Annotated in this window: 21 protein-coding genes; 19 read left to right on the top strand and 2 right to left on the bottom strand. The window is 44.4% G+C overall.

Going from position 1 to position 26,175, the window contains the following annotated elements; genetic code table 11:
* Positions 1 to 2: 2 nt before the first annotated feature.
* From NKI27_RS16095 to lpxC, 12 genes are all read left to right on the top strand, one after another.
* Positions 3 to 1,499, top strand: a complete 1,497-nt coding sequence (locus tag NKI27_RS16095; RefSeq protein WP_265047053.1) for a UDP-N-acetylmuramoyl-L-alanyl-D-glutamate--2,6-diaminopimelate ligase — start codon at positions 3 to 5, stop codon at positions 1,497 to 1,499.
* Positions 1,496 to 2,860: a UDP-N-acetylmuramoyl-tripeptide--D-alanyl-D-alanine ligase gene (locus NKI27_RS16090; protein WP_265047052.1), complete on the top strand. Its 1,365-nt coding sequence runs from the start codon at positions 1,496 to 1,498 to the stop codon at positions 2,858 to 2,860. The genes NKI27_RS16095 and NKI27_RS16090 overlap by 4 nt, the downstream gene beginning before the upstream one ends.
* Positions 2,860 to 3,942, top strand: a complete 1,083-nt coding sequence (gene mraY, locus NKI27_RS16085; protein ID WP_265047051.1) for a phospho-N-acetylmuramoyl-pentapeptide-transferase — start codon at positions 2,860 to 2,862, stop codon at positions 3,940 to 3,942. The genes NKI27_RS16090 and mraY overlap by 1 nt, the downstream gene beginning before the upstream one ends.
* 41 nt (positions 3,943 to 3,983) lie before the next feature.
* The gene (murD, locus tag NKI27_RS16080; protein WP_265047050.1) at positions 3,984 to 5,327 is read left to right on the top strand and encodes a UDP-N-acetylmuramoyl-L-alanine--D-glutamate ligase; all 1,344 of its coding nucleotides are present in this window, start codon (positions 3,984 to 3,986) and stop codon (positions 5,325 to 5,327) included.
* Entirely contained in the window at positions 5,324 to 6,517 is a 1,194-nt protein-coding gene (gene ftsW, locus NKI27_RS16075; protein WP_265047049.1) for a putative lipid II flippase FtsW, read from the top strand. The genes murD and ftsW overlap by 4 nt, the downstream gene beginning before the upstream one ends.
* On the top strand, positions 6,480 to 7,592 hold the full coding sequence (gene murG, locus NKI27_RS16070; protein WP_455168456.1) for an undecaprenyldiphospho-muramoylpentapeptide beta-N-acetylglucosaminyltransferase: 1,113 nt from the start codon (positions 6,480 to 6,482) through the stop codon (positions 7,590 to 7,592). Before ftsW ends, murG begins: the two co-directional genes overlap by 38 nt.
* The gene (gene murC / locus NKI27_RS16065; protein WP_265047047.1) at positions 7,585 to 9,027 is read left to right on the top strand and encodes a UDP-N-acetylmuramate--L-alanine ligase; all 1,443 of its coding nucleotides are present in this window, start codon (positions 7,585 to 7,587) and stop codon (positions 9,025 to 9,027) included. Before murG ends, murC begins: the two co-directional genes overlap by 8 nt.
* 1 nt (position 9,028) lies before the next feature.
* A complete protein-coding gene (locus tag NKI27_RS16060) occupies positions 9,029 to 10,015 on the top strand; it encodes a D-alanine--D-alanine ligase (RefSeq protein WP_265047046.1) in 987 nt (328 codons plus the stop codon).
* A 33-nt stretch (positions 10,016 to 10,048) separates the two neighbouring features.
* The gene (locus tag NKI27_RS16055) at positions 10,049 to 10,891 is read left to right on the top strand and encodes a cell division protein FtsQ/DivIB (protein WP_265047045.1); all 843 of its coding nucleotides are present in this window, start codon (positions 10,049 to 10,051) and stop codon (positions 10,889 to 10,891) included.
* Between the two features lie 94 nt (positions 10,892 to 10,985).
* Complete coding sequence (gene ftsA, locus NKI27_RS16050; protein WP_265047044.1) at positions 10,986 to 12,197, top strand: cell division protein FtsA; 1,212 nt, start codon at positions 10,986 to 10,988, stop codon at positions 12,195 to 12,197.
* An 85-nt stretch (positions 12,198 to 12,282) separates the two neighbouring features.
* Positions 12,283 to 13,446, top strand: coding sequence for a cell division protein FtsZ (gene ftsZ / locus NKI27_RS16045; RefSeq protein WP_265047043.1), 1,164 nt, complete (start codon positions 12,283 to 12,285; stop codon positions 13,444 to 13,446).
* A gap of 118 nt (positions 13,447 to 13,564) precedes the next feature.
* Entirely contained in the window at positions 13,565 to 14,479 is a 915-nt protein-coding gene (gene lpxC / locus NKI27_RS16040; protein WP_265047042.1) for a UDP-3-O-acyl-N-acetylglucosamine deacetylase, read from the top strand.
* Positions 14,480 to 14,509: 30 nt separating this feature from the next.
* On the opposite strand, the gene NKI27_RS16035 is transcribed toward lpxC, so the two are convergent.
* Positions 14,510 to 14,971, bottom strand: a complete 462-nt coding sequence (locus NKI27_RS16035; RefSeq protein ID WP_265047041.1) for a DUF721 domain-containing protein — start codon at positions 14,969 to 14,971, stop codon at positions 14,510 to 14,512.
* Positions 14,972 to 15,255: 284 nt separating this feature from the next.
* Here NKI27_RS16035 and NKI27_RS16030 point away from each other — a divergent pair, with 284 nt between their 5' ends.
* From NKI27_RS16030 to ribA, 7 genes are all read left to right on the top strand, one after another.
* Positions 15,256 to 16,197: a M23 family metallopeptidase gene (locus NKI27_RS16030; RefSeq protein WP_265047040.1), complete on the top strand. Its 942-nt coding sequence runs from the start codon at positions 15,256 to 15,258 to the stop codon at positions 16,195 to 16,197.
* Positions 16,198 to 16,537: 340 nt separating this feature from the next.
* Positions 16,538 to 19,270, top strand: coding sequence for a preprotein translocase subunit SecA (gene secA, locus NKI27_RS16025; RefSeq protein ID WP_265047039.1), 2,733 nt, complete (start codon positions 16,538 to 16,540; stop codon positions 19,268 to 19,270).
* Positions 19,271 to 19,428: 158 nt separating this feature from the next.
* Positions 19,429 to 20,646, top strand: coding sequence for a bifunctional glutamate N-acetyltransferase/amino-acid acetyltransferase ArgJ (gene argJ / locus NKI27_RS16020; RefSeq protein ID WP_265047038.1), 1,218 nt, complete (start codon positions 19,429 to 19,431; stop codon positions 20,644 to 20,646).
* 24 nt (positions 20,647 to 20,670) lie between these two features.
* On the top strand, positions 20,671 to 21,621 hold the full coding sequence (locus NKI27_RS16015) for a Nudix family hydrolase (RefSeq protein WP_265047037.1): 951 nt from the start codon (positions 20,671 to 20,673) through the stop codon (positions 21,619 to 21,621).
* 69 nt (positions 21,622 to 21,690) lie between these two features.
* On the top strand, positions 21,691 to 22,170 hold the full coding sequence (moaC, locus tag NKI27_RS16010; protein ID WP_406802555.1) for a cyclic pyranopterin monophosphate synthase MoaC: 480 nt from the start codon (positions 21,691 to 21,693) through the stop codon (positions 22,168 to 22,170).
* Positions 22,171 to 22,184: 14 nt separating this feature from the next.
* Positions 22,185 to 23,210 (top strand): GTP 3',8-cyclase MoaA, encoded by a 1,026-nt coding sequence (gene moaA, locus NKI27_RS16005; RefSeq protein ID WP_265047036.1) that lies wholly within the window; start codon positions 22,185 to 22,187, stop codon positions 23,208 to 23,210.
* Positions 23,211 to 23,423: 213 nt separating this feature from the next.
* On the top strand, positions 23,424 to 24,038 hold the full coding sequence (gene ribA, locus NKI27_RS16000; protein WP_265047035.1) for a GTP cyclohydrolase II: 615 nt from the start codon (positions 23,424 to 23,426) through the stop codon (positions 24,036 to 24,038).
* A gap of 29 nt (positions 24,039 to 24,067) precedes the next feature.
* On the opposite strand, the gene dxs is transcribed toward ribA, so the two are convergent.
* The gene (gene dxs, locus NKI27_RS15995; protein ID WP_265047034.1) at positions 24,068 to 26,026 is read right to left on the bottom strand and encodes a 1-deoxy-D-xylulose-5-phosphate synthase; all 1,959 of its coding nucleotides are present in this window, start codon (positions 26,024 to 26,026) and stop codon (positions 24,068 to 24,070) included.
* Positions 26,027 to 26,175 lie beyond the last annotated feature (149 nt).

The following is a 26,175-nucleotide window of genomic DNA, read 5'->3' as shown; positions in this document are numbered from 1 at the left end:
TCATGATGGCGATAGAACCCCGCGAACATACATTGAGTGCGTTGTTAAAAGGCATTTGTGTTTTGCCATCGGTGCTAGATTGCCGAGTTTATGGTGTTGCGCTTGATAGTCGAAAGGTAAAGAAGGGTGATTTGTTTATCGCGCTGAAAGGGTTTAGCGCTTCGGCGCGCGCGCATGTACCTCAAGCTGTCGCCAATGGTGCTGTTGCGGTATTAGTGGATAGTGATAAAGACGTTTTGAGTATTTGCGAAGACGGTGATTCCGTAGAATTGTTTGTTCCTGGCTTGAAAGCGCATGTCGGCGAAATTGCGTCTCGATTCTTTGGTGCGCCTTCAAAACATATGAGGGTTGTGGGGGTAACCGGTACGAATGGGAAAACCACAGTTTCACAGTACTTGGCTCAAGTGCTAAGCGGACTAGGAGATAAAACAGGGGTTATTGGTACGTTGGGTTATGGGTTGCTTGATGATCTAGAGGTGGCAACGCATACCACACCAGACGTTGTTAAGGTGCAGCAAATTTTAGCAAACCTAAAAGGTCGCGGAGCAAGCTGTGCTGCGATGGAGGTTTCTTCACACGGACTAGATCAAGGCCGTGTAGATGAAGTTAACTTTGCTGGAGCAGTATTTACAAACTTATCCAGAGATCATCTTGATTATCATGAGTCGATGGAAGCGTATGGTAATGCTAAGAAAGCCTTGTTTCAAAAGCCTGGTTTGTCGTTTGCAGTGATCAACTTTGATGATGAATATGGTCGTGAGTTAGTAGGATCTATTGCAGATACAACCAAAGTCATCAGCTACGGAATCAGTGAGCCCGCCGATATTTCAGTAGATCGTATTCAGTACACCAAGCAAGGAATTAACGCCGAGTTATCAGGGCCTTGGGGGACAACAACATTAAACTGCCAGTTAATGGGGGCGTTTAATCTTAGTAACGTCATGGCAGTAATAGGTGTTGCGTTTGCTATGGGGTATGGCATAGAAGAAATTTGTCAGGCTACAGCAGAGTTGACGCCTGTTACAGGAAGAATGCAGGCCTACAATGTCGAAGGGCAGCCTGGCGTAATCGTCGACTATGCGCACACACCAGATGCGCTAAAAAATGCACTACAAGCCGTAAAGCAGCATTGCACGGGTAGCGTATGGTGTGTTTTTGGGTGCGGCGGGGATCGTGATGCTGGCAAACGCGCCATGATGGCTGCAATAGCCGAAGACTATGCCGATGTGATTGTGGTGACAGATGATAACCCTAGAGGTGAAAAGCCGGAAGATATCGTTGAAGATATTATTTTTGGATTCAGCAAAAGCGCAGATGTTAGTGTGATTCATGATCGTCAATCTGCGATTGAGTATTGCATGTCTAATGCCTGTATTAACGATATGGTATTGGTGGCAGGTAAGGGGCATGAGGACTACCAAGAAATTGAGGGGCAGCGGTTAAGTTATAGCGATATAGACGTAGTTGAGCGCTATTTGGGTGTAGGTGTGTCGAAATGATTAATGATTGCTCATTAGCAACGCTTGCAAGCATCACCAGTGGTGATGCGTTTGGTGAAGACTGCGTATTTAGGTCTGTCAGCACGGATACTCGTAGTATTCAGGCAGGCGATCTTTTTGTTGCGTTGCAAGGTCCTAACTTTGATGGCAATCAGTATGTTATTAGCGCAAAAGAACAAGGGGCTGTTGCAGCACTAGTTGATACGTATCAGGATGTGGATATCCCTCAAGTTCAGGTGACCGATACATTAAAAGCACTAGGGGTTTTAGCCAGTTACAACCGTCAATTGTTTAGCGGACGTATTGCGGCAATTACGGGCAGTAGTGGCAAAACATCTGTCAAGGAAATGCTAGCTGAACTATTGAGTGAGCAGGGTAATACTTTAGCGACCAAGGGTAATTTAAATAATCATATTGGCGCGCCATTGACCTTGCTCAGGATTAGTGAAGAGCACAAGTTTGCAGTGGTAGAGCTGGGTGCTAGTGGCGTTGGCGAAATCAACTACACCGCATCACTTGCTAAACCTGATGTATCGATTCTTACTAATGCAGGTAATGCTCACTTAGAGGGTTTTGGTAGTTACGAGAATATTGTTCAAGCAAAAAGTGAAATTATTAGTGCTTTAGATGAAGACGGTGTGGCGATTTTAAATGCTGATGATCCTGCGTTTGAACAATGGAAAAAGATAGCCGGCTTTCGCAAAACGTGCGCGTTTAGTCTTAATGCAAATGCTGGTGCGGATGTTTGGGCTGAATCCATTGATCTAAGACCTAATGGTTCAAGTTTTGAACTGTGCTGGAGTGAAGGGAGAGTTTCAATATCGTTACCTTTACCAGGAGAGCACAATATCGCTAATGCATTGGCAGCGTCTAGTGCAGCCAATGTGTTAGGTGTTAGCTGGCAGGCCATTAAAAAAATATTAAGCGAATTGAAGAGTATTAAAGGGCGACTTGAACTCGCTACATCGGAGCAGGGTTATACGGTTATTAATGATACCTACAATGCGAACCCTTCATCTACTAGAGCTGCATTGGACGTGTTAGTGAGTTCGAATGGTTTTAGAGTTGCTGTGTTGGGCGATATGGCAGAGTTGGGGGAGGATGCAGCAGATATGCATCATGAAATAGGGCTTTATGCCAAAGACGCGGGTGTTGATGCTCTATATGCCTTTGGTCAATATGCCAAGGATACTGTGAAAGGCTTTGGCAGTAAGGCACAAGAATTTAATAGCAAGCAGGATTTGATAGACGTGCTTAAGAAAGAAATAAGGGAAGACGCTACCTATTTGGTGAAAGGGTCTAGAAGCTCTGCAATGGAAACAATTGTAGAAGAAATGCTAAAACAAAAGGTGGTTGCGTAATGTTAGTTTGGTTAGCTGATTTTCTATCTCAGTATATCAGTGTATTTGGTGTATTTAAGTACCTGACGTTAAGAGGCATCTTGGGTGTACTAACGTCCCTTACTATCGCACTGATTGTCGGTCCGATTATGATCAGGAAACTAAGCCAGTATCAAATAGGGCAGTCAGTTAGAGGTGACGGGCCGCAATCGCACCTTAGTAAAGCCGGCACACCAACAATGGGTGGCGCGCTTATTTTAGTGGCTGTTGCTGTTAGTACATTAATGTGGGCAGACTTGAGTAATCGTTATGTCTGGATAACGCTTTTGGTGACACTGCTTTTTGGTGCTATTGGTTGGGTTGATGACTACCGAAAAGTCGTTGAAAAAAATTCAAGAGGGCTACCAGGAAAGTGGAAATATTTTTGGCAGTCAGTATTTGGTTTAGGGGCTGCATTTGCACTCTATAGCACCGCGACATTGCCACAAGAAACAACGCTAATCGTGCCTGTGTTTAAAGACTTTGCGCTTGAGATGGGGCCGCTATTTATCTTGCTAAGCTATTTTGTCATCGTGGGTAGTAGTAATGCTGTAAACCTAACGGATGGACTGGATGGGTTGGCAATCATGCCAACGGTAATGGTTGCCGGTGCATTGGCAATCTTTTGCTATCTATCAGGTAATGTTCGTTTTGCTGATTATCTTCATATCCCATATCTACCAGGCGCAGGCGAGCTTATTATTTTTTGTGGAGCATTAGTGGGCGCAGGCCTTGGCTTTCTATGGTTTAACACGTATCCAGCTCAAGTCTTTATGGGAGATGTAGGTGCATTGGCACTAGGTGCTGCGTTGGGCATTGTTGCGGTCATTGTAAGGCAAGAAATCGTACTGTTTATCATGGGCGGCGTTTTTGTTATGGAAACGGTGTCTGTCATTCTTCAGGTCGGCTCATATAAATTAACCGGCCGAAGAATCTTTAGAATGGCGCCATTACATCATCATTTTGAATTAAAAGGTTGGCCTGAACCTCGTGTAATCGTCCGGTTTTGGGTAATAACAGTGGTCTTGGTATTGGTAGGCCTGGCAACACTAAAATTGCGTTAAATTAAACGTTAAGTCGTTGAATAAACATTAGGAGTTAGTTTGTGTCACTTATAGCAACAGATAACAGAAGTATTGTAGTGGGGCTCGGTATTACCGGGCTTTCCTGCGTGCGTTATCTGAAGTCTAAAGGGCACCAAGTTGTTGTGGTTGATAGCCGCGAAAATCCTCCAGGCATAGATGCATGCAGATATGAGTTTCCTGATGTGCATATTGAGTGTGGTGCTTTTAATGTCGAGTTATTGGCTTCAGCGACACAGTTGATCGTGAGCCCTGGTGTATCGATCGCGGAGCCTTCAATTCAAGAGGCTAAATGTCGCGGAGTTGATGTAAGAGGCGATGTAGATATTTTTCGTGAGTTAGTTAAAGCACCTATTGTCGCGATTACAGGTTCAAACGGAAAAAGTACTGTTACCACATTGTTAGCAGAGATGGCTAAACAAGCAGGCATCAACGTTGCCGTTGGCGGCAACCTTGGGATTCCTGTTTTAGACCTGCTAGATGACAGTGTGGAATTGTATGTTGTGGAATTATCGAGTTTTCAGCTAGAAACGACTCAGCAACTGAATGCATTGGCCGCAACAATTCTGAATATTTCAGAAGACCATATGGATCGATATCCAAATAAATTAGCGTATTTGCAAGCCAAACAGAAAGTATTTCAGGGGTGTCGGTATGTCATCGTAAATGAAGATGATGTTCTCAGTGAGCCGTTGCTCGCACAAGGTATGGAGCCCGTTAGGTTTGGTGTTGGTAAACCTGATATTCGTAAATTCAGCACAATAAGCGAAGGTGATGATTGTTTCATTTGTTATGGGTTTGAGTCACTTATTAATGTCAACGATGTGGCAATCAAAGGAACCCATAATATTAGTAATGCCCTGGCTGCTTTAAGTTTAGGTCACGCTGCAGGCATTGGGATGGATGCCATGCTTGAAACGTTGAGGCATTACACAGGGCTTGCTCATCGTTGTCAGTGGGTTAGGCGTATTGATGGCGTTGATTACATCAATGACTCTAAAGGGACCAACGTTGGTGCGACAGTGACTGCGGTTGAAAGTTTTGGGCAAACGAGCGCAGGTAAAGTTGTATTAATTGCTGGTGGTGAAGGTAAAGGCGCAGATTTCTCTCCATTGCGTGAAGTAATTTCGGCTTATGGACGTGTGGTTATTTTGTTTGGGCGTGATGCGGATAAGATCAAGTCAGATTTAGCAGATGCCGCTCAGGTGATACGTGTTAACTCGTTAGCAGAAGCCGTAAAAGAAGCCCAAAAAATTGCGCAAACAGGCGATACCGTGTTGATGTCACCCGCTTGTGCCAGCTTTGATATGTTCCGTAATTTTGAGGCGCGTGGTGATGTCTTTGTGAATGTGGTGGAGCAGCTATGAGCAGCCTCGCCGCTACAAGTGCGCCAGAAAAGCAATTGCTGACGCTAGATAAAGGCATCGACTTTTGGTTGTTGGGTGCCGCGGGTTCATTATTAATGATTGGCCTGATTATGATCTCATCAGCGTCGATTGATATCGCCGATGTGCGAAATGACAACCCATTCTTCTATGTCATGAGACATGGAACGTTTTTGATAGTGGGTTTGGTTGCAGGCTTTGCCGTTGTTAATGTACCTGTAGCATGGTGGATGAAAAGTGGCTGGTTACTACTGTTTGTATCGCTCGCATTACTGGTTTTGGTGCTATTGCCTGGTGTTGGGCGAACAGTGAATGGTAGTACCCGGTGGATTGGTTTTGGTGGCCTTAATCTACAGGTTTCAGAGTTAGCTAAGTTGTTTTTGATCGCGTACATGGCAAGTTATCTAGATAGACGAAGAGAAGAAGTGATGGCGAGCTGGTGGGGCTTTGTTAAGCCCATGCTGGTGATGTTTATGGCTGCATTTCTCTTACTGATGGAGCCTGATTTTGGTGCAACTGTTGTAATTGCGTCGGCTGTGTTGGGAATGATTTTTCTGAGTGGTGCGCGCATCGGTCAGTTTTCAGTATTGATTGTTGGGTGCAGTATTACTGCAGTTTTGTTGGTGATGTCTCAGCCCTATCGATTGAAACGCTTTACTGGGTATACCGACCCATGGGCAGATCAGTTTGGTAGTGGGTATCAGTTATCTCAGGCCTTAATTGCATTTGGCCGAGGAGAGTGGACAGGCCTAGGGCTCGGTAACAGCATACAAAAGCTGTTTTACCTACCAGAGGCACATACTGATTTTGTGTTTGCCATATTAGCAGAAGAGTTTGGTTTATTAGGATGTTTTGTGGTTATCGGTTTGTTCTCTTTGTTGGTATTTAGAGCATTAAAAATAGGTATTAAAGCTGAGAAGGCTAACCAAAGATTCGCCGCTTATTTTGCTTATGGTATTGGGTTGTTAATAGGCGGCCAAGCCTTAATTAATATGGGTGTAAATACTGGACTGTTACCTACTAAGGGGCTGACGCTTCCGTTGGTTAGTTATGGTGGAAGTAGTTTAGTGGTTAGCTGTATGTGTATTGGTGTTTTAGTGAGAATTAATTTAGAGCGCTGTCAGTTTATAGCGGATGACAGTAAAACAGCAGCCGGAGGGAAAGGTGGATAAAAATAAAACCTTTTTAATTATGGCTGGTGGAACAGGGGGGCATGTCTTTCCTGCGTTGGCAACCGCTCGAATGCTTCAAGAGCAAGGTGTAAAAGTGCACTGGTTAGGTTCAGTAAACGGAATGGAAGTGGATTTGATTTCAGCCACAGACATACCGGTTTCGTGCATCTCCATATCAGGCCTTAGAGGTAAGGGTAAATTGGCCTTACTAGCGGCACCTTTTAAGTTAGTCAACGCTCTGATTCAGGCCGTTTTGGTTATCCGTTCTGTCAAACCGGACGGTGTATTGGGTATGGGCGGTTTTGTTACAGGGCCTGGTGGATTGGCGGCATGGCTGATGGGTAAACCTCTGTTGATTCATGAGCAGAATGCTGTAGCAGGAATGACGAATAAGCTGCTGTCTAAGTATGCAACTGTTGTGATGGAGGCGTTTCCTAACTCGTTTCCGTCAGATGTGAAAACAGTGGTGACTGGCAACCCAGTAAGAAAAGATATTTGTGATCTGCCCATTAGGCAGTTGAAGCAAGATGCCCGTTATAGTCTGAAAATTTTAGTGCTAGGCGGTAGCTTGGGGGCAGTGGCAATCAATCAGGTTGTGCCAGAAGCCATGAAACAACTAGGTGATGAAACACAGTTTGAAATTACTCATCAGACAGGTAAAAAAAACCTAGAAGATACACAAACTAGCTATCAGCAGGCAGGGATTAAAGCAGATGTTGTTCCCTTTATTGATGATATGAAATCAGCTTATGAATGGGCTGATGTGGTTATTTGTAGAGCGGGCGCATTGACTATTTCAGAATTATGTATGGCAGGCGTGGGGGCTATTCTAATCCCTTATCCTCATGCAGTGGATGATCACCAGACTAAAAATGCAGGCTTTATGGTTGAGTCGGGTGCAGCTGAATTAATGCCTCAGCATGAACTGACCGCCTCAGCCCTGAGTGAAAAGTTGAAAACATTGATCGAGAAGAAAGAACTAATGACGAGTATGGCTCAAGCGGCTAGAAAATTGGCCAGACCAGACGCCACCGAAAAAGTGGTTTCTTATTGTATGGAGGCGTGTAATGGCTGATAAAAAGATAGACCAAGTAATGATTTGTGATGTGCCTGAAATGAGAAGGATTCGTCGTATCCACTTTGTTGGAATTGGCGGTGCGGGTATGTGTGGTATTGCCGAGGTATTACTCAACCAGGGCTATGAAATTTCGGGGTCAGATTTAGGTGATACCGTTGTGACAAACCGCTTACGTTCACTCGGTGTAACAGTATTTATAGGTCATCAAGCGGAGAACGTTGAGGGCGCCAACGTTGTGGTTGTTTCGAGTGCTGTTAACGAAGAGAACCCTGAGGTTATTCAGGCTCGTAGTAGTCGAATCCCTGTTGTACCTCGCGCAGAAATGCTAGCTGAAATTATGCGATATCGTCACGGTATTGCAGTGGCAGGTACTCATGGCAAAACAACGACAACAAGCTTGCTTGCTTCTGTTTTAGCTGAAGCGGGTCTTGATCCTACGTTTGTTATTGGCGGTCGCTTAAATAGTGCGGGTACCAATGCAAAATTAGGGGGCTCACGTTACTTAGTGGCAGAAGCAGATGAGAGTGATGCATCATTTTTGCACCTGACCCCGATGATTGCCGTTGTGACCAATATTGATGCAGACCATATGCATACCTATGGCGGTGACTTTGACAAGCTAAAGCAAACGTTTGTCGACTTTTTACATAACCTGCCGTTTTATGGTGCAGCAGTGATGTGTGTTGATGACCCTGTTGTAGAAGAGATTATTCCTCATGTGTCGCGTGCGGTGATTACCTATGGCGTTAGTGACCATGCTGATTACCGAGCGGAGTCTATTACTCAAGTCGGTGTGCACACTAAGTTTGTGGCTAAGCGACCCGGCGAACACTCTGATATCGAAATCACTCTGAACATGCCAGGGCATCATAATGTTCTGAATGCTTTGGCAACGATTGCGATTGCCACAGATGAGGGTATTGATAACGACTCTATTCAAAAGGGGTTGGCAAACTTTGAAGGCGTAGGACGACGGTTTCAGGTGTATGGTGAATATCAAACAGGTCGTGGCGAGGTCATGTTAGTTGATGACTACGGACACCACCCAAAAGAAGTCGAGGCGACGATTAAAGCGATACGCGCTGGTTGGCCTGATAAGCGTCTTGTAATGGTTTATCAGCCGCACCGTTATAGTCGTACATGTGACTTATACGAAGATTTTGTCCGAGTGTTATCAGAGGTAGATGTGCTGTTGCTAATGGATGTTTACCCAGCGGGTGAACGACCTATTCCAGGTGCCGATAGCCGTAGTCTTTGTCGTAGTATCCGTCAGAGAGGTCATGTAGACCCAATATTTATCGATGATGGGAGTGAAATTGAGTCTGTATTGGGCAACCTTTTAGAAGATGGCGATCTTTTAATTACACAGGGGGCTGGTGATATAGGGCGTCTTTCGACCCGTTTGGCTGAGATTGATTTAAAGGTAGTTTGAGATGAGTGTAGTGAGCAGCCATTACAGAGTATCACCTGAGCTAGCCCAACAACTGGGTAAGGTGGCTGTATTGTTGGGTGGAAATTCAGCAGAGCGAGATGTGTCACTTAAAAGTGGCGGCGCAGTACTTGAGGCGTTGTTGAGTGCAGGCGTTGATGCTCAGGCTATCGATATTAAAGGGAGTCCTCTGGACTGCTTAAAACGTGTTGAGTTTGATCGTGCATTTATCGCGCTACATGGTCGAGGTGGAGAAGATGGCACCATTCAAGGGTTGTTGGAGTGTTTAGATATTCCTTATACCGGCAGTGGTGTTATGGCCTCTGCATTAGCGATGGATAAATTGAGAACAAAATATTTGTGGCAGGGCGTTGGGTTGCCAACACCTCCATTTGTGTCTCTTGATTGTGGTGAGGTAGACGATCATTACTTTGAATCTATCGTAGCTCGCTTAGGTTTACCTTTGAGCGTCAAGCCCGCGCGCGAAGGTTCGAGTATTGGTATTAAAAAAGCGAGAACACTTGAAGAGCTGATTGAAGCCTATAGCGAAGCCATAGAATTTGATGCGCAGGTGTTAATAGAAAAGTGGATTGAAGGGCCTGAATTTACGGTAGCGGTGCTAGATGGCAAGGCACTACCGGTTGTTGGACTCAGTACTAATCATATTTTCTATGACTATGATGCCAAGTATCTCGCGGATGATACCCATTATTATCTGCCTAGTGGTTTGAGTGAAGAAAAAGAGCAGGAAATTGCAAAACTGTCTGAATTAGCTTGTGAGTCAGTAGGCTGCAAAGGTTGGGCTCGTGTTGATGTGATGCAAGATAGCCACGGCGAATTTTGGTTACTAGAGGTCAATACCTCTCCGGGTATGACGGATCATAGTTTGGTGCCGATGGCGGCAAAGCATGCGGGTATTACGTTTGAAGAATTGGTGGTTCGCATCCTTGAAGATACGATAGCGGTCCCTAAATTATTAGGCTCATTGTAGTGGTAGGGGATCTGCAGTGATTGGGTATTTATAGTGGCTCGTCGAGATCATGAACCTAAGCCGGCAAAGGCGCAGGGCGCTACTTTAAGACCGCAGAAAGTAAAGCGATCATTTAAGATCGATACGTCAAGATTAAGTGGCGTAAAAAACATTAAGTGGTTGCCGGTCATTATAGTGATGATGGTGTGTGTTGTCGGAGCAGGGCTGACAATTTACTGGGATGAAATGGTCAGAAATCTTGACCGTGAAGTGACCAGAATAGAGGTAAGAGGGACGCTTAACTATCAGCAGCCCGAAGCACTTCAAGAAGCGCTTAATAGGCACTTAGGAGAAGGGTTTCTTTCGCTGAATTTAAATGCCGTAAAAAAAGAAGTAGAAGCCATGCCTTGGATTTACAGTGCATCGCTTAGGCGGCGCTGGCCAGGCACAGTGGTGATTACAGTGAAAGAGCAGTATCCCGTAGCAAGCTGGAATGAAGTGTTTTATCTGAATGAGTATGGGGAAACGTTTCGACCCCCAGAGAGCATTGAAGTCGATGAGGTTCCTGATCTTTCAGGGCCAATAGGTAGAGCGAAAGACGTGCTGAAGCAATATGTTAGTTATCGAGATGAACTAGCAGCGGTTAATGAGCGTATTGCGGTGTTGAGCCTAGAAACCCGAGGGGCTTGGCGTTTAACACTACAGAGTGGAATAGATATAAAGCTTGGTAGAGCGCCGCTAGATGAAAAACTTAATCGTTTTTTGCGGGCATACAAGCAGGGTTTGAATAGTAAGGCGAGTGAGATTAAGTCTATTGATGCGCGCTACACCAACGGTATAGCGGTGAAGTGGAAAGAAACAGCTGAGAGTGAAGGCGAGAAGGCCGGATCGATCTAGGTCAAAAGACATAGATAAATAAATAAATGTTAGTGATCATGTTTAGGGTCACTAGCGACAAGAATCTGAGATATCAGAGTTAGTGAGTAGCAAAATGATTGTAGGACTGGATATAGGAACATCAAAAGTTGTGGCGATCGTTGGCCAAGAAACACCAGATGGTGGTGTTGAGGTTATCGGGATTGGGTCTCATCCATCCAAAGGCCTTAAACGCGGTGTTGTCGTCAACATAGAAGTCACCGTGCAGGCAATACAGCGCGCAATAGAAGAAGCCGAGCTGATGGCTGGATGTGAAATTCATTCAGTTTATGCCGGTATAGCGGGTAGCCATATTCGCAGCCTTAACTCTCACGGTATTGTGGCCGTAAGAGAGCGCGAAGTAGTTCAGGCAGATATCGACAGAGTGATCGATGCGGCGCAAGCCGTAGCCATTCCGGCTGATCAAAAGATTCTGCATATACTGCCTCAAGAGTACGTAATTGATAGTCAAGAAGGCATTAAAGAACCACTAGGTATGTCGGGCGTTCGTCTTGAGGCGAAAGTGCACTTGGTGACTTGTGCCGTTAATGCCGCACAGAATATAGAAAAGTGCGTGAAACGCTGTGGCCTAGAAGTTGATGATATTATTTTAGAGCAGTTGGCTTCAAGTTATGCCGTGTTAACTGATGATGAGAAAGAGCTTGGTGTGTGCGTTGTTGATATTGGTGGTGGCACCACAGATGTTGCAATCTTTACTGGGGGGTCAATTCGTCACACTGCAGTTATCCCGATTGCGGGTGATCAGGTGACTAATGACATCGCAATGGCACTCAGAACACCCACTCAAAATGCAGATGAAATAAAGATCAAGTATGCATGCGCACTCACGCAGTTAGCGGGTGCAGATGAGACGATAAAAGTACCGAGTGTTGGCGATAGACCGCCTAGAGATTTATCTCGCCAAGCGTTGGCTGAAGTAGTGGAGCCTCGATACGAAGAACTATTTACATTAATTCAATCAGAGCTTCGTCGCAGTGGATTCGAAGATCTGATCGCAGCTGGCATTGTCTTAACAGGCGGTACTTCTAAGATGGAAGGCGCTGTAGAGCTAGCTGAAGAGATTTTCCACATGCCTGTTAGATTAGCATCGCCGCAAGGCATTTCTGGTTTAACAGATGTGGTTAATAACCCTATGTTTTCAACAGGCGTAGGGCTGCTGATGTATGGATTAAAGCAGCAGGGAATGGGGATAGTGCCCCCCGTTAAACCAGAGGGAGGAGAAAATATCATGGAACGTTTAAAAAGCTGGTTTACCGGAAATTTTTAAAAAATAAGAGCCTATTTAATGGGCAATAAAAAGAATAGAAATTTCAAAACTAACAGACTGAAGTAAAACAGGAAGGAGAAGGGCAATGTTTGAGCTCGTAGATAATGTACCACAAAATGCCGTAATTAGAGTTGTTGGTGTAGGTGGCGGTGGCGGTAATGCTGTTCGTCATATGTTGGCAAGCGAAGTCGACGGCGTTGATTTTATCTGTGCTAATACCGATGCGCAGGCGCTGAAAGAATTAGATGCTAAATCGATTATTCAACTAGGCAACAACATCACCAAAGGGCTAGGCGCAGGTGCAAACCCTGAAATTGGTCGCCAAGCAGCTATTGAAGACCGTGAGCGCATAGCAGAAACGCTTAAAGGTGCTGATATGGTATTTATTACTGCTGGTATGGGTGGCGGCACCGGTACTGGTGGAGCGCCTATTGTAGCTGAAGTCGCTCGCGATTTAGGCATATTAACAGTCGCTGTTGTGACTAAGCCTTTCCCTTTCGAAGGTGGGAAGCGCATGAAGATTGCAGATGCAGGGCTAGCTGAGTTAGCTGAGCATGTGGATTCTTTAATTACGATCCCTAACGAAAAGCTATTGGCTGTATTAGGTAAAAACACAAGCTTATTAGACGCGTTTAGCGCAGCTAATGATGTATTGCTAGGGGCTGTTCAGGGTATTGCAGACCTTATTATTCGCCCTGGTATGATAAACGTCGATTTCGCGGATGTTAAAACTGTAATGTCTGAAATGGGCATGGCAATGATGGGAACAGGTACTGCAACGGGTGAAAACCGTGCAAGAGAAGCGGCTGAAGCAGCTATTAGAAGCCCGTTACTTGAAGATGTTAATCTTCAGGGTGCTCGCGGTATCTTGGTTAATATTACCGCAGGCATTGACCTTAACTTGGGTGAGTTCTCTGAAGTGGGTAACATTATTGAAGAATTTGCATCTGATGCGGCAACGGTTGTTGTCGGGACTGTTATTGACCCTGAAATGAAGGACGAGCTAAAAGTCACTGTTGTTGCTACAGGGCTAGGTCAGTTAATAGATCGACCTGTTAAGGTGGTTGATAACACGGCCAAACCAGTTGATGGCACAACTGATTATAACCAGTTGGAGCGTCCAGCGGTTATGAGAAAGCGTCCAATGAGTAATGGCAATGCAGCGGTAGATACCAAGGCTTCAGCGACTGCCGAGACAGGCGTTGAGTATTTGGATATCCCTGCGTTTTTAAGACGCCAGGCAGATTAACAGATGGTAATAACCTTCTGATTGGTGTCAGTTGTTGATTTCTGCTATCATTTGCGAAATTTTGTGCAGATTAATTTTGTGCGGTGATATTGAATATCTTTGAGCGGTTTACATCCTTATGATTAGACAAAGGACTTTAAAAAATACAATCCGGGCAACGGGCGTGGGTCTTCACAGTGGTAAAAAGGTCTATTTGACCTTGAAATCAGCGCCCATTGATACCGGTATTGTGTTCTGTCGGACAGATCTTGATCCTGTTGTTGAGATTCCAGCTCGTGCCGAAAATGTGGGTGAGACTACGTTGTCTACCACATTGGTTAAAGATGGCGTAAAAGTGGCGACAGTTGAGCATCTACTTTCTGCAATGGCAGGATTAGGCATCGATAATGCCTATGTAGAAGTCAGTGCTGAAGAAGTGCCTATAATGGATGGAAGTGCTGGACCTTTTGTATTTCTGATTCAGTCTGCAGGAATAGAAGAGCAAGAGTCGCCGAAAAAGTTCATTCGTATAAAAAAAGAAATCACAGTATCAGATGGTGATAAGACGGCTACCTTTGTTCCGTTTAACGGGTTCAAAGTGAGCTTCACGATTGATTTTGATCATCCTGCTTTCAAGGGAAGAAGCCAGGAAACATCGGTGGACTTTTCAAGTACATCGTTTGTTAAAGAAGTCAGTCGAGCGAGAACATTTGGCTTTATGAGAGATATAGAGCAGTTACGCGCAATGAACCTTGCCCTTGGTGGAAGTGTTGATAATGCGATCGTGGTTGATGAATTTAAAGTCCTAAATGAGGACGGCCTTCGTTATGAAGATGAATTTGTTAAGCATAAAGTATTGGATGCTATTGGTGATTTGTACTTGTTAGGAAATAGCTTGATTGGCGAGTTTAAAGGCCATAAGTCAGGTCACGACCTTAACAATAAGCTGCTGAGAGCGCTTATTGCTCAAGAAGATGCATGGGATGTTGAAACATTCAATGATGCCTCAACAGCGCCAATCTCTTATATGAGACCTTTGTTGTCCGCAGAGTAATAAAGAACGTGGAATAATGATTGTTGGTCATTATTCCGGTGTGCGGTTGGTATGAGCTGCTAGCCGTAACAAAACGTCTCTAAGGTCTTTATCCTTCGTTTGCCCAGCTTCCTCTGTTAGTAGCTGGGCATTTTCATTACTGAGCAGTTGTAACTTTCGTATAAGCTTCTTTTTGTAGCGTGCAGGTCTTATTTTTATCGATATTGACTGTAGGTCTTTTAAAATGGGGTTTAAGCGTAATTTGCTCATCAATTCGCTCTGAGCAAATTTTAATCGTGTTGCAGACGTAGCTGAATGTACGACTAATTTTAGTACGCCATCTTTATAGCCTGCTATTTTAAACTTACCTTTTAGGCTATCTGGCAGCGCGATATCCAACTCTTTATCAAGTTTTGATATAGCATCAGCCTTTCTGAAAAGTCGATTGAGATCATGGGTTTTGCTGGTTATTTGAGCTAAAGATCTCTTTTCTGTCAGTTTATCGTTGTTCATATAATCGTAAAAATTTGAAAAAAGTTCGTAGAAACGCGAAAATAGCTACTTTGCGCTATTTGAGTGTAGTTGATCCCTATTGTTCATTTTTAATACAAGTCGTTACAAGAATATACAGCATTAATTGTAAAATAGTTAAAAATGAATAGTAGGTCAGGATAACTCATCCATATTGAGTTTGCAGTGTTTTGGGCTATAAAGATATTAGTGATACGGGGGTGTCGTTAGTATAGGTTAGCCGGCTATTGAAACGCGCAAGCGATAAAGAGAGATAGACATAGTTAATGAATATTATTTTTGTTGGACGTAATCACGGCAAGTCGAAAACCATGGTGATGGATAATACCAAAATCACCATGGCCGTCTTGGCCTTTATCGCGCTGCTTGCCGGTGTAGCTTTTTCAGCCTATAGGTTGGCAGCATTACCTGTGACAGGTGATTTGCCTCAAGAGTTCAGTGGAAAAACAATAGCGTATTGGCAAACAATATTGACCGAGCAGCAGCAGCAAATTAGTGAGTTGAAGCAGGTGTCTGGCGAGCAAGTGGATGCGCTAACATTGCGTATGGGGTCAATTCAAGCGAGTTTGTTGCGTCTCGACGCATTAGGTCAGAGGCTTACTGAAGTCGCTAAGATTGGTAAAGGGGAGTTTGATTTCGAAAATGCACCTGCGCTGGGTGGCCCTGAGTCCTTGGATGATACCGAGTCTTACCGTTTACCCGATTTGCAAGAGTCCCTATCTAGAATTGAAAGCCAGATTAAAGACCGGGAGCAGCAACTGGACGTGTTAGACGAGCTATTTGTTAGCCAGAAAATTCAGAAAGATTTATTTATAGCAGGTCGCCCAATTCATAAGGGGTGGATGTCGTCACGTTATGGTTATCGGTCAGACCCGTTTTCAGGTAAGCGGGCGTGGCATGGCGGTGTTGATTTTGCGGGTAAAGATGGAAGTGACATTGTCGCAGTCGCGTCAGGTGTAGTTACGTGGTCTTCTGATCGCTACGGATACGGAAATTTAATCGAAATTAATCACGGTGGTGGTGTGACTACTCGCTACGGGCATTGTAAAGAGCTATTGGTCAATGTTGGCGAGGTTGTCAAAAAAGGCCAAGTTGTTGCCAAGATGGGTAGCACAGGAAGATCTACTGGGCCTCATGTCCATTTTGAGGTGATCAAAAACAGCAAAACGCAGAATCCTGAAAAGTACATCTATAGAGCCAGTCGATAGCGTGGTTTGCTTTATCGGTTATCTCTCTCCTCACTAGAAGGGCGCACAGCCCTTCTATCAAGTACCTAAAAACTTTGTCGCTCGATTAAAATAGAGTTAGAATGTTGCGCTTATAAAAAGAATCTGTATTTCTGTTTGGCAAAAAATAATGGTAGCCAGGCAGCGCTAGTTGCGAACGATCAAGTAACTATTTTTATGTTCCGCGTAAAATAGCGATAAAAATCAGTGGTATCGTAACATTCGTACAGTGGTTTAAATACTGGGTAAAAACACGTAGGATGGTTAATATCATCCAGTATCCTCATATTTAATTTTCGTAGACATCAAACAGAAGAGCACTATGTTTTCATCTTTGGTAAAAAAGGTCTTTGGTAGCAAGAATAGCCGTGAACTGAAAAGAATGGGCAAAATCGTTCCACTGATTAATGCCATGGAAGAAGAATTAGCCAAGCTAGACGATGAGGCGCTTAAGGGGCAGACCGAAAAACTAAAAGGTCGTCTGGCGAGTGGTGAGTCACTAGATCAAATTTTACCAGAAGCGTTTGCAGTGGTTCGAGAAGCCGGTAAGCGGGCCATGGGAATGCGTCATTTTGATACGCAAATGATTGGTGGTATTACTCTTCATGAAGGGCGTATTGCTGAAATGCGTACTGGTGAGGGTAAAACTCTTGTTGCAACACTGCCTGTTTATTTGAATGCACTCGCAGGCAAAGGGGTTCATGTTGTAACCGTAAACGATTATCTTGCTAAACGAGATGCCGACTGGATGCGTCCACTCTATAACGCACTCGGTATGGAAGTGGGTGTTATATACGGCGGACAAGACGCGGAAGAGAAACGTCAAGCGTATCAGTGTGATATTACTTACGGTACCAATAACGAATTCGGTTTTGACTACCTTCGCGATAATATGGCATTTAGTTCATCCGAGAAAGCTCAGAGAGGCCTATATTATGCCATCGTCGATGAAGTCGACTCTATTTTAATCGATGAAGCTCGAACACCGCTTGTTATCTCTGGCGCAGTAGAAGACAGCTCAAAACTTTATACTCAGATGAACCTGATAGCACCAATGCTCAAAAGAGCGGAGGTCAATGAAGAAGGGGAGGCTGCAGATGAAGGCCATTATATCGTTGATGAGAAAAGCCGGTCAGTCGATCTAACAGAAGAAGGTCATACCTATATAGAGCAACTGTTAGTGAAAGAAGGGCTTTTGCAAGAAGGCGACAGTCTTTACTCTGCTATCAACTTGGGCTTGTTGCATCACGTCTCTGCGGCGTTAAAAGCGCACGTACTGTTTACAAAAGATGTCGATTATATTGTTCAGAATGGTCAGATTGTTATTGTTGATGAGCATACCGGGCGAACGATGCCTGGACGTCGTTGGGGCGAAGGTATGCACCAAGCGATTGAGGCTAAAGAAGGCGTGACGATTCAGGCTGAAAGTCAGACGTTAGCGTCTACCACATTCCAGAACTATTTTAGGTTGTATGAAAAATTGGCAGGTATGACCGGTACTGCTGATACAGAAGCATTTGAATTCCAACAGATTTATGGTTTGGATGTGGTTGTTATTCCAACTAATAAGACGGTGCAAAGAATAGACCATAACGACTTGGTTTATTTGACAGAAGAAGAAAAGTTCCAGGCTATTGTTGATGAAATCAAAGATGCTACGGCTGAAGAGAGGCCTGTACTGGTAGGTACAGCGTCAATTGAAACATCTGAGATTCTATCTGCCACGCTCAAAAAGGCAGGTATTAAGCATAATGTTCTTAACGCTAAGCAGCATGCTCAGGAAGCTCAAATTATTGCGCAGGCTGGACGTGCAGGCGCGGTCACTATAGCGACTAATATGGCGGGTCGAGGAACAGATATTGTTCTAGGGGGTAACTGGGAAGCAGAAGTTGCGACGCTCAATAACCCGACTCAGGAACAAATCGATAAAATTAAACAAGAGTGGCAGATACGCCATGATGCCATCATTAATGCGGGTGGTTTGCATATATTGGGGACCGAACGTCACGAATCACGACGTATTGATAACCAACTGCGAGGCCGAGCGGGTCGTCAGGGGGACCCCGGTAGTACGCGATTCTTCCTGTCTCTTGAAGATAGCTTAATGCGTATTTTTGCTTCAGACCGTGTGAAAAACCTTATGCAGGCGTTAGGCATGCAAAAAGGTGAAGCAATAGAGCATCGCATGGTAAGTAATGCTATTGAAAAAGCTCAGCGTAAGGTTGAAGGGCGTAACTTTGATATTCGTAAGTCGCTATTAGAATATGATGATGTTGCTAACGATCAGCGTCGGGTTGTGTATGAGCAGCGCAACGAAGTGATGAGCAATGATGACATCTCCGAAATGATTAATACTATTCGTGTAGATGTTATTAATGAAGTCGTTAGTGGTTTTATTCCACCTCAGAGTCTTGAAGAGCAGTGGGATGTTGAAGGGTTAGAGAAACACCTAGAGTCAGAAATGGCTATTTCACTTCCAGTTCAGAAATGGTTGGACGAAGACGACAGTTTGCATGAAGAGACGCTAGTCGCCAAAGTTCGCGATGAGGTCATTGCCGCGTATGAAGCAAAAGAAGCATCTGCGGGCGCTGAAGTTATGCGCAACTTTGAAAAACAGATTTTCTTACAAATACTGGATACTTTGTGGAAAGAGCACTTGGCATCAATGGATAACTTGCGCAGAGGTATTCATTTACGAGGCTATGCGGGTAAGAATCCGAAGCAAGAGTATAAACGTGAATCTTTTGAACTGTTCAATAATCTATTAAATGCGCTTAAGCATGACGTGGTTAGAGTACTATGTCATGTACAGGTTCAAAGCAAAGATGAGCTGGAGCGGATAGAGCAGCAACGCAGAGAAGCATTAGCTCAACAGATGCAAGCGGCTAAAGCGCAGCATGAAGAAGGCTCTGCAATGCCAGAAGAGACGGAATCAAAAGAAGCGCAAGCGCAGCCTGAACCGTTTGTTCGCGATGGACGAAAAGTTGGGCGGAATGAAGTATGCCCTTGTGGGTCAGGTAAGAAGTTTAAGCAGTGTCACGGTAAAATCGCGTAATCAAATTAAATTATCCAATTTAATTATTACCGATAACAATAAAGGGGTGAGCTGATAGGCTCACCCCTTTATTTCGTTTTAGAGGGTGAGTACCCGAGTCCGCCTTAGCGCATATTAGCTAAGGCACGATTATTTTTAAGTGATAAGAGAGAATAGTAATGGCGGTTGGAAAAGGTGAACTACCTGAATTTCAAGTAATCAACGGTGTACGTATTGGTGTAGCAAAGGCAGGCATTAAATACCCTGACCGAAAAGATCTTGTGGTATTTGAATTGGCCGAGGGTTGCACTAGTGCAGGTGTTTTTACTAAAAATGCATTTTGTGCGGCACCCGTCGTACTATCCAAGCAAAATCTAGCCTCTAGTTCTCCACGCTATCTACTTATTAATACGGGGAATGCCAATGCAGGAACCGGCACTCAAGGAATGAATGACGCCTTGCAGTGTTGCCAGGCACTCGCTGAGCTTACGCAGGTAGCTCATACAACTATATTGCCTTTTTCTACGGGCGTGATTGGTGAGACTTTACCGGTTAATTCGATTATAAAAGGTCTGCCAGACGCGCTGTCAGCTTTAAATGAAGCTGCATGGGCAGACGCTGCAGAAGGTATCATGACGACGGATACGAGGCCTAAGGGGGCATCTAAAGTGCTCGATATCGCGGGTCATCGAATATCTATCTCCGGCGTCAGTAAAGGTGCGGGTATGATTATGCCTAATATGGCGACCATGCTTGGGTTTGTTGCGACCGACGCCAAAATAGAGCAGGGACTATTACAGGAAATACTTACTGACTGCGCAGGGCTTTCTTTTAATCGAATTACCATAGATGGTGACACCTCGACTAACGACTCCTGTATTCTTGTTGCAACAGGTAAAAGTGACGCGCCAGAATTGAAGCGCGGAACGGTAGAATTGGCGCAATTTACGACAGCGCTAAAAGCACTTTTTGTCGAGTTAGCTCAAGCGATTGTACGAGATGGCGAGGGTGCCACAAAGTTTGTTTCGGTCATTGTCGAGAGTGCGAAAAGTCAGCAAGAAGCGTTAGACGTTGCCTACACAGTCGCGCATTCACCGCTTGTGAAGACCGCATTGTTTGCATGTGATCCTAATTGGGGGCGTATTCTGGCTGCAGTGGGTCGAGCGGGCGTTAACGAGTTGGATTTGGATGCAATCATCATTCATCTAGATGAAGTCTGTATTGTTAGTAATGGTGGCCGAGACGCTGAATATACTGAGGAGAAAGGCCAGCAAGTGATGAATCGTGAGGAAATCACCATTCGCATCCAGTTAGGGCGTGGGCGTGCTTCTGAAACAATATGGACCACGGATCTGTCACGCGAATATGTCACAATCAATGCAGAGTACCGCTCATAAATAGTACTGTAGGGATAGGTTAGTATGTCGTTAGTTCATGTAGCTGTCGCGGTTATCATGCGAGATAACGAGGTTTTGATAGCGCGGCGGCCTGATGGCGTGCATCAGGGTGGTTTGTGGGAGTTTCCTGGTGGGAAGCTCGAAAAAAATGAAAGCGTCCAGCATGCATTGAAACGCGAGCTAAAAGAAGAACTCGATATTGAAGTTGATGTGCATGCGGGTGTTGAGCCGTTAATACGCATACACCATGATTATGGCGATAAAGCTGTTTTGCTTGATGTTTGGGTGGTGAGCCGCTTTAGCGGTGTTGCTAAAGGCGCAGAAGGTCAACCTATCAAGTGGGTTGAAAAAGCTAACTTAACCGAGTTTGATTTCCCTGCGGCTAACAGGCCGATTATCTCAGCCATTATGTTACCTCATAAGTACTTGATAACAGGTGGGTATAAAACGAATGACGACTGTATTCAAAAGCTGCAGAACGCCATTTTGCATCATGATATAACGCTAGTTCAGTTTCGTCATCATGAGTTATATCTCTCTGATCGGACAGAATATATTAAGCAGGTCAAAAAAATTAAGGGCCTCTGTGACCGAAATGGTGCCCGTTTAATATTAAATGCTCAACCCTCAATTTTGCACGAGGCAGACGCTGATGGGGTACACTTAACCTTTGCTGAGGCTCGAGGGTATAACGAACGGCCTGTAGCGACAGATAAATGGTTTGGGGTTTCTTGCCATAACAAAGAAGAATTGGCTTGGGTGAGTCGACTTTCACCCGATTACGCATTACTTTCTCCAATAAAAGAAACCAGTACACATCCAGAAGCAATGCCGCTTGGCTGGACGCTCTTTCGGGCGCTAACTGATCAGGTTGCGTTTCCAGTTTTTGCGCTGGGTGGCATGCAAGAAACAGATATAAATACAGCGATTACTAATGGTGCTCAAGGTATCGCGGCAATAAGTGCTTGGTGGTAGGTTGGGCTCTGTAGAGAGAATTGAATGCTTAGCTTACGTTTGTGGTCTAATTAAACAATGGTAGAGGTTATGATGTCGACGCTTACTCATTTAGATGAGGCCGGTTCAGCTCATATGGTTGATGTGTCAGAAAAAACAGTTACGACTCGGATTGCCAGGGCTGAAGCGTATATTACGATGAAGTCAGAAACGCTTAGCATGATTACCGAAGGCCGACATAAAAAAGGTGATGTATTTGCTACGGCCCGAATTGCAGGCATCATGGCTGCTAAAAAATGCCCAGAGTTGATTCCACTCTGTCATACTCTTTTACTAACATCGGTAAAAGTGAATCTAACTGCCGAGCCAGAAAACGCAAGGGTTAGGATCGAAACAATGTGTAAACTCGATGCCAAAACAGGTGTTGAGATGGAGGCATTAACCGCTGCAAGTGTAGCAGCACTCACGCTATATGATATGTGTAAAGCCGTCGACAAAGGAATGGTGATTGAAAATATCAGACTTCTTGAAAAAGAAGGTGGGCGTACCGGGCATTGGAAAGCTGAATAAGTAGAGTTATTGCTATGAACGGTCATGAAATGATTGATACAAAATCACCGGAAACTAAGCTCGTTGATAAGTTTGGTAGACAGGTAACCTATGTTCGAATCTCTGTAACAGACCGCTGCGACTTTCGCTGCGTATATTGCATGGATGAAGAAATGAGCTTTTTACCGCGAGCGGATATTCTGTCTTTAGAAGAAATCGGTTTAGTGGCTCAGGTTTTTAGCGAGTTAGGCGTCAGTAAAATTCGCTTAACTGGAGGGGAGCCATTGATACGTAACAATGTCATGAGTGTAATTGAAGAGATTGGTGCTCTGCCGACGTTAAACGAATTAGTACTGACTACAAATGGCTCCCAATTAACGAGATTCTCTGGTGGCTTGGTATCTGCTGGTGTTAAGCGAATTAATATCAGTCTTGATAGTCTTAAACCTGACCGCTTTCGTCAACTGACTCGCACCGGGAGCTTAGACACAGTTTTAAGTGGGATTGATGCTGCTATTGCTGCAGGTTTTTCTAAAATAAAGCTGAACGCCGTGATACTTAAAGGGCGTAATGATGATGAGATTATTGATCTTGTAAAGTTTGCGAGAGAAAAGCACATTGATATTAGCTTTATTGAAGAAATGCCATTAGGTGCCATTTCGTCGCATGACCGAGGCGAAGCGTATTGCTCCAGTGATGAAATATTAAAAACGATCTCAGAAATATTTCCGTTGACGTCTACTGAAGACTCAACAGGAGGCCCATCGAAGTACTATGCTATGACCGATTCCAAAACCCGTATTGGGTTTATTTCACCGCACAGTCATAACTTTTGCGGTGATTGTAATCGAGTAAGAGTGACGGTAGAAGGGCGTTTGCTGCTGTGTTTAGGTAATGAGCATTCAGTTGATTTAAAAGACATTCTGAGATCGTACCCAGGTGATACTGAGCGATTAAAACAGGTGATTATTGATGCAATGGACCTAAAACCAGAGCGACATCACTTTAATCATGATGAAGACCCTCAGATCTTGAGGTTTATGAATATGACGGGTGGCTGATAACGCATTATTCGTCTTGAGGGTTAAATATTGGCGTAAATATTGAGGCGCAGCTAGGTGTGATGTAGCTCACACATGAATATGGATTATGGTACAATGCCGCGCTAAATTGACTATCGCGCGTTTGCAGTGTTATCGATTGTTGTACTAAATAGATATAGTTGCCTTCATGAATAATAGTTGCCTCCATGAAAATAGTGTCGAGGAAGTATAGTGTCTGTTCGCTTTATTGAAACTTGTCGTTTACCTACCCCGTTTGCAGTATTTGAAATGCATGGGTTTGAAGAAACAGAAACAGGTCAAGAACATGTTGTTCTGTCACTAGGGGATATCTCTAATGGCGAGCCTGTGCTTGCAAGAACGCACTCAGAGTGTCTGACAGGTGATGCGTTGTTTAGTATGCGGTGTGATTGTGGCTATCAGCTAGAAGAAGCACTCAGAAGCATTGCTGAAGAGGGGCGAGGTATTCTGTTATATCTTAGGCAAGAAGGCCGTGGAATAGGGCTGCTTAATAAAATTCGCGCCTACCACCTACAAGATCAGGGTGCTGACACGGTAGAAGCCAATGAGCGTCTTGGGTTTGCTGCAGATCTTCGTGACTATAGCATGTGTCAAGGCATGTTAAAGCATCTAGGTGTTGAAAAAGTAAAGCTTATGACCAACAATCCAAGAAAGGTTAAAGCATTAGAGACGTTTGGTGTGGAAGTGGTGAGTCGAGTTCCGCTTCAGGTAGGTAAGAATCCCTACAATGAAGGGTATCTTGCGACTAAGGCCGATAAGTTAGGGCATTGGTTAAAAACACATCAGGATGATAACCCTCAGGAGTGATGATTTATCACTCCTAAGTTATCTTTTTCTTACTGATTGATGACTTTGTGAGATTTGTCACCTATGCCTGCAACTGAGCTTTTCAGTTGTAGTTGATCCCATTTAGTCTTAATTGAGTTTAAGATACCTTGTTTATCAAGACCACACTCTTTAAGTAGTTCTGTAGGCTTGCCGTGTTCAACGTAATAATCAGGTAAGCCTAGATTAATAATTGATGTATCTATCGACGCGGTATTTAAAAACTCATTGACGCCACTGCCTGCGCCGCCTGCAATCGCATTTTCTTCAATTGTTACCAGTAGTGAGTGAGTATTACTGGTCTGGCTAATGAGTTCTGCATCTAGCGGTTTTACAAAACGCATATCGATAACTGTGGCATTCAGCTCTTCTGCGGCTAGCAGTGCGTCATGGAGTAATGTTCCAAATGCTAGAATAGCGATATCGCACCCCTCTCGTACTATGCGGCCTTTGCCGATAGGTAACCGCTCAAGTGTTTCTTCTATTTTTGCTCCGATACCTGTGCCTCTTGGGTATCTAACCGCAGCAGGTCCTTGGTGGTGGTAGCCGGTGTTGAGCATTTGTCTTAATTCGTTTTCGTCAGAAGGAGCCATGATCAACATTTCAGGAATGCAGCGCAGATAAGAAATATCAAAGCTACCTGCATGGGTAGGGCCATCTTCGCCCACCAAACCTGCTCTATCTATGGCAAATAAAACATCTAGATTTTGCACCGAAACATCATGAATAAGCTGATCATAAGCGCGCTGCAAAAAGGTTGAATATATAGCGACTACCGGTTTTGCGCCATCACAGGCCATACCGGCCGCTAATGTTACGGCGTGCTGTTCGGCAATGGCAACATCAAAGTAGCGTTCGGGAAATCGATCAGCAAACGCAATTAGGTCTGAACCTTCTTTCATGGCAGGCGTAATACCCACAATGCGAGGATCTGTTTCTGCTACATCGCATAACCATTGGCCAAAGACATTCGAAAACTTTGGTTTTGAAGGTTTTTCTTCAGTGGCAATGGTCGCTTTTGGTTTTGGATCAATTTTATTAATGGCATGATAGCCGATAGGGTCTTTTTCTGCTGGCGCGAAGCCTTTACCCTTCTTAGTGACGACATGAAGAAACTGAGGGCCGCTCAGTTCTTTCATGTTTTCGAGTGTTTCTATCATAGACGGTAAATCATGACCGTCTATTGGACCAATGTAATTAAAGCCTAACTCTTCAAATAGCGTACCGGGAGCCACCATACCTTTAAAGTGCTCTTCAGTTTTTCTGGCTAGTTCCATTAGGTTAGGATTTTGGCTCAAAAAACTTTTGCTGCTATCTCTTACGTGGTTGTAAGCCTTGCCTGAAAGTATTTTGGCTAGGTGCTTGTTAAGTCCACCCACGCTATTGGATATCGCCATATCGTTATCATTTAGGATAACTAACATATCTGGCCTAACATCACCCGCATGACTAAGTGCTTCAAATGCCATTCCGGCAGTTAATGCACCATCACCGATCACAGCAATAGACTGTCGTTTTATATTCTGCAAACGTGCTGCTAGCGCCATACCCAGCGCAGCGCTGATCGATGTGCTGGAGTGGCCAACACCAAAGGTATCGAATTCACTTTCTGATCGACGAGGGAATGCCGCAAGCCCTTCTTTGTGCCTGATTCTGGTCATCTGGTCACGACGACCGGTAAGGATCTTATGAGGGTATGCTTGGTGCCCAACATCCCAAACTAAACGGTCTTCAGGCGTATTAAATACAAAGTGTAGGGCGATAGTTAGCTCAATAACGCCTAAACCCGCACCAAAGTGCCCGCCTGACTGCCCAACACTATAGAGCAGGAATGCGCGCAACTCGTGTGCGAGTTGGGGTAACTGATCTTCGCTCAACAAACGCAATTGGGCTGGCGAGTCCAGCTTATCCAAAAGAGGTGTATTGGGTCTGTGAGTCGGTATTTCTTGAAAAACGTGAGAATGCAGCATCCGGCGATGTTAATCCGTTGAAACAACAAAAGGCCATTATAACGCGTATGTTCAACAAATTGACATAAAGCCGTGCACTTTTTTAGTACAGAGGCAGGCTTTCATACGTGTTATTGCGGTTTCTGGGTATTTGTCATGATATAAACGCT

Source organism: Alkalimarinus alittae (genome assembly GCF_026016465.1).
Taxonomy (GTDB): Bacteria; Pseudomonadota; Gammaproteobacteria; order Pseudomonadales; family Oleiphilaceae; genus Alkalimarinus; species Alkalimarinus alittae.
The sequence above is the reverse complement of the archived record's forward strand: the minus strand, read 5'-3'. Positions and strand labels throughout refer to the sequence as shown.

Coding starts and splice junctions, on each gene's coding strand:
- NKI27_RS16095 (WP_265047053.1), top strand. CDS start 3: ATGATGGCGATAGAACCCCGCGAACATACATTGAGTGCGTTGTTAAAA.
- NKI27_RS16030 (WP_265047040.1), top strand. CDS start 15,256: ATGAATATTATTTTTGTTGGACGTAATCACGGCAAGTCGAAAACCATG.
- moaC (WP_406802555.1), top strand. CDS start 21,691: ATGATGTCGACGCTTACTCATTTAGATGAGGCCGGTTCAGCTCATATG.
- NKI27_RS16060 (WP_265047046.1), top strand. CDS start 9,029: ATGAGTGTAGTGAGCAGCCATTACAGAGTATCACCTGAGCTAGCCCAA.
- argJ (WP_265047038.1), top strand. CDS start 19,429: ATGGCGGTTGGAAAAGGTGAACTACCTGAATTTCAAGTAATCAACGGT.
- mraY (WP_265047051.1), top strand. CDS start 2,860: ATGTTAGTTTGGTTAGCTGATTTTCTATCTCAGTATATCAGTGTATTT.
- ftsZ (WP_265047043.1), top strand. CDS start 12,283: ATGTTTGAGCTCGTAGATAATGTACCACAAAATGCCGTAATTAGAGTT.
- lpxC (WP_265047042.1), top strand. CDS start 13,565: ATGATTAGACAAAGGACTTTAAAAAATACAATCCGGGCAACGGGCGTG.
- ftsW (WP_265047049.1), top strand. CDS start 5,324: ATGAGCAGCCTCGCCGCTACAAGTGCGCCAGAAAAGCAATTGCTGACG.
- NKI27_RS16090 (WP_265047052.1), top strand. CDS start 1,496: ATGATTAATGATTGCTCATTAGCAACGCTTGCAAGCATCACCAGTGGT.
- murG (WP_455168456.1), top strand. CDS start 6,480: ATGACAGTAAAACAGCAGCCGGAGGGAAAGGTGGATAAAAATAAAACC.
- NKI27_RS16015 (WP_265047037.1), top strand. CDS start 20,671: ATGTCGTTAGTTCATGTAGCTGTCGCGGTTATCATGCGAGATAACGAG.
- secA (WP_265047039.1), top strand. CDS start 16,538: ATGTTTTCATCTTTGGTAAAAAAGGTCTTTGGTAGCAAGAATAGCCGT.
- ftsA (WP_265047044.1), top strand. CDS start 10,986: ATGATTGTAGGACTGGATATAGGAACATCAAAAGTTGTGGCGATCGTT.
- moaA (WP_265047036.1), top strand. CDS start 22,185: ATGAACGGTCATGAAATGATTGATACAAAATCACCGGAAACTAAGCTC.
- dxs (WP_265047034.1), bottom strand. CDS start 26,026: ATGCTGCATTCTCACGTTTTTCAAGAAATACCGACTCACAGACCCAAT.
- NKI27_RS16035 (WP_265047041.1), bottom strand. CDS start 14,971: ATGAACAACGATAAACTGACAGAAAAGAGATCTTTAGCTCAAATAACC.
- murC (WP_265047047.1), top strand. CDS start 7,585: ATGGCTGATAAAAAGATAGACCAAGTAATGATTTGTGATGTGCCTGAA.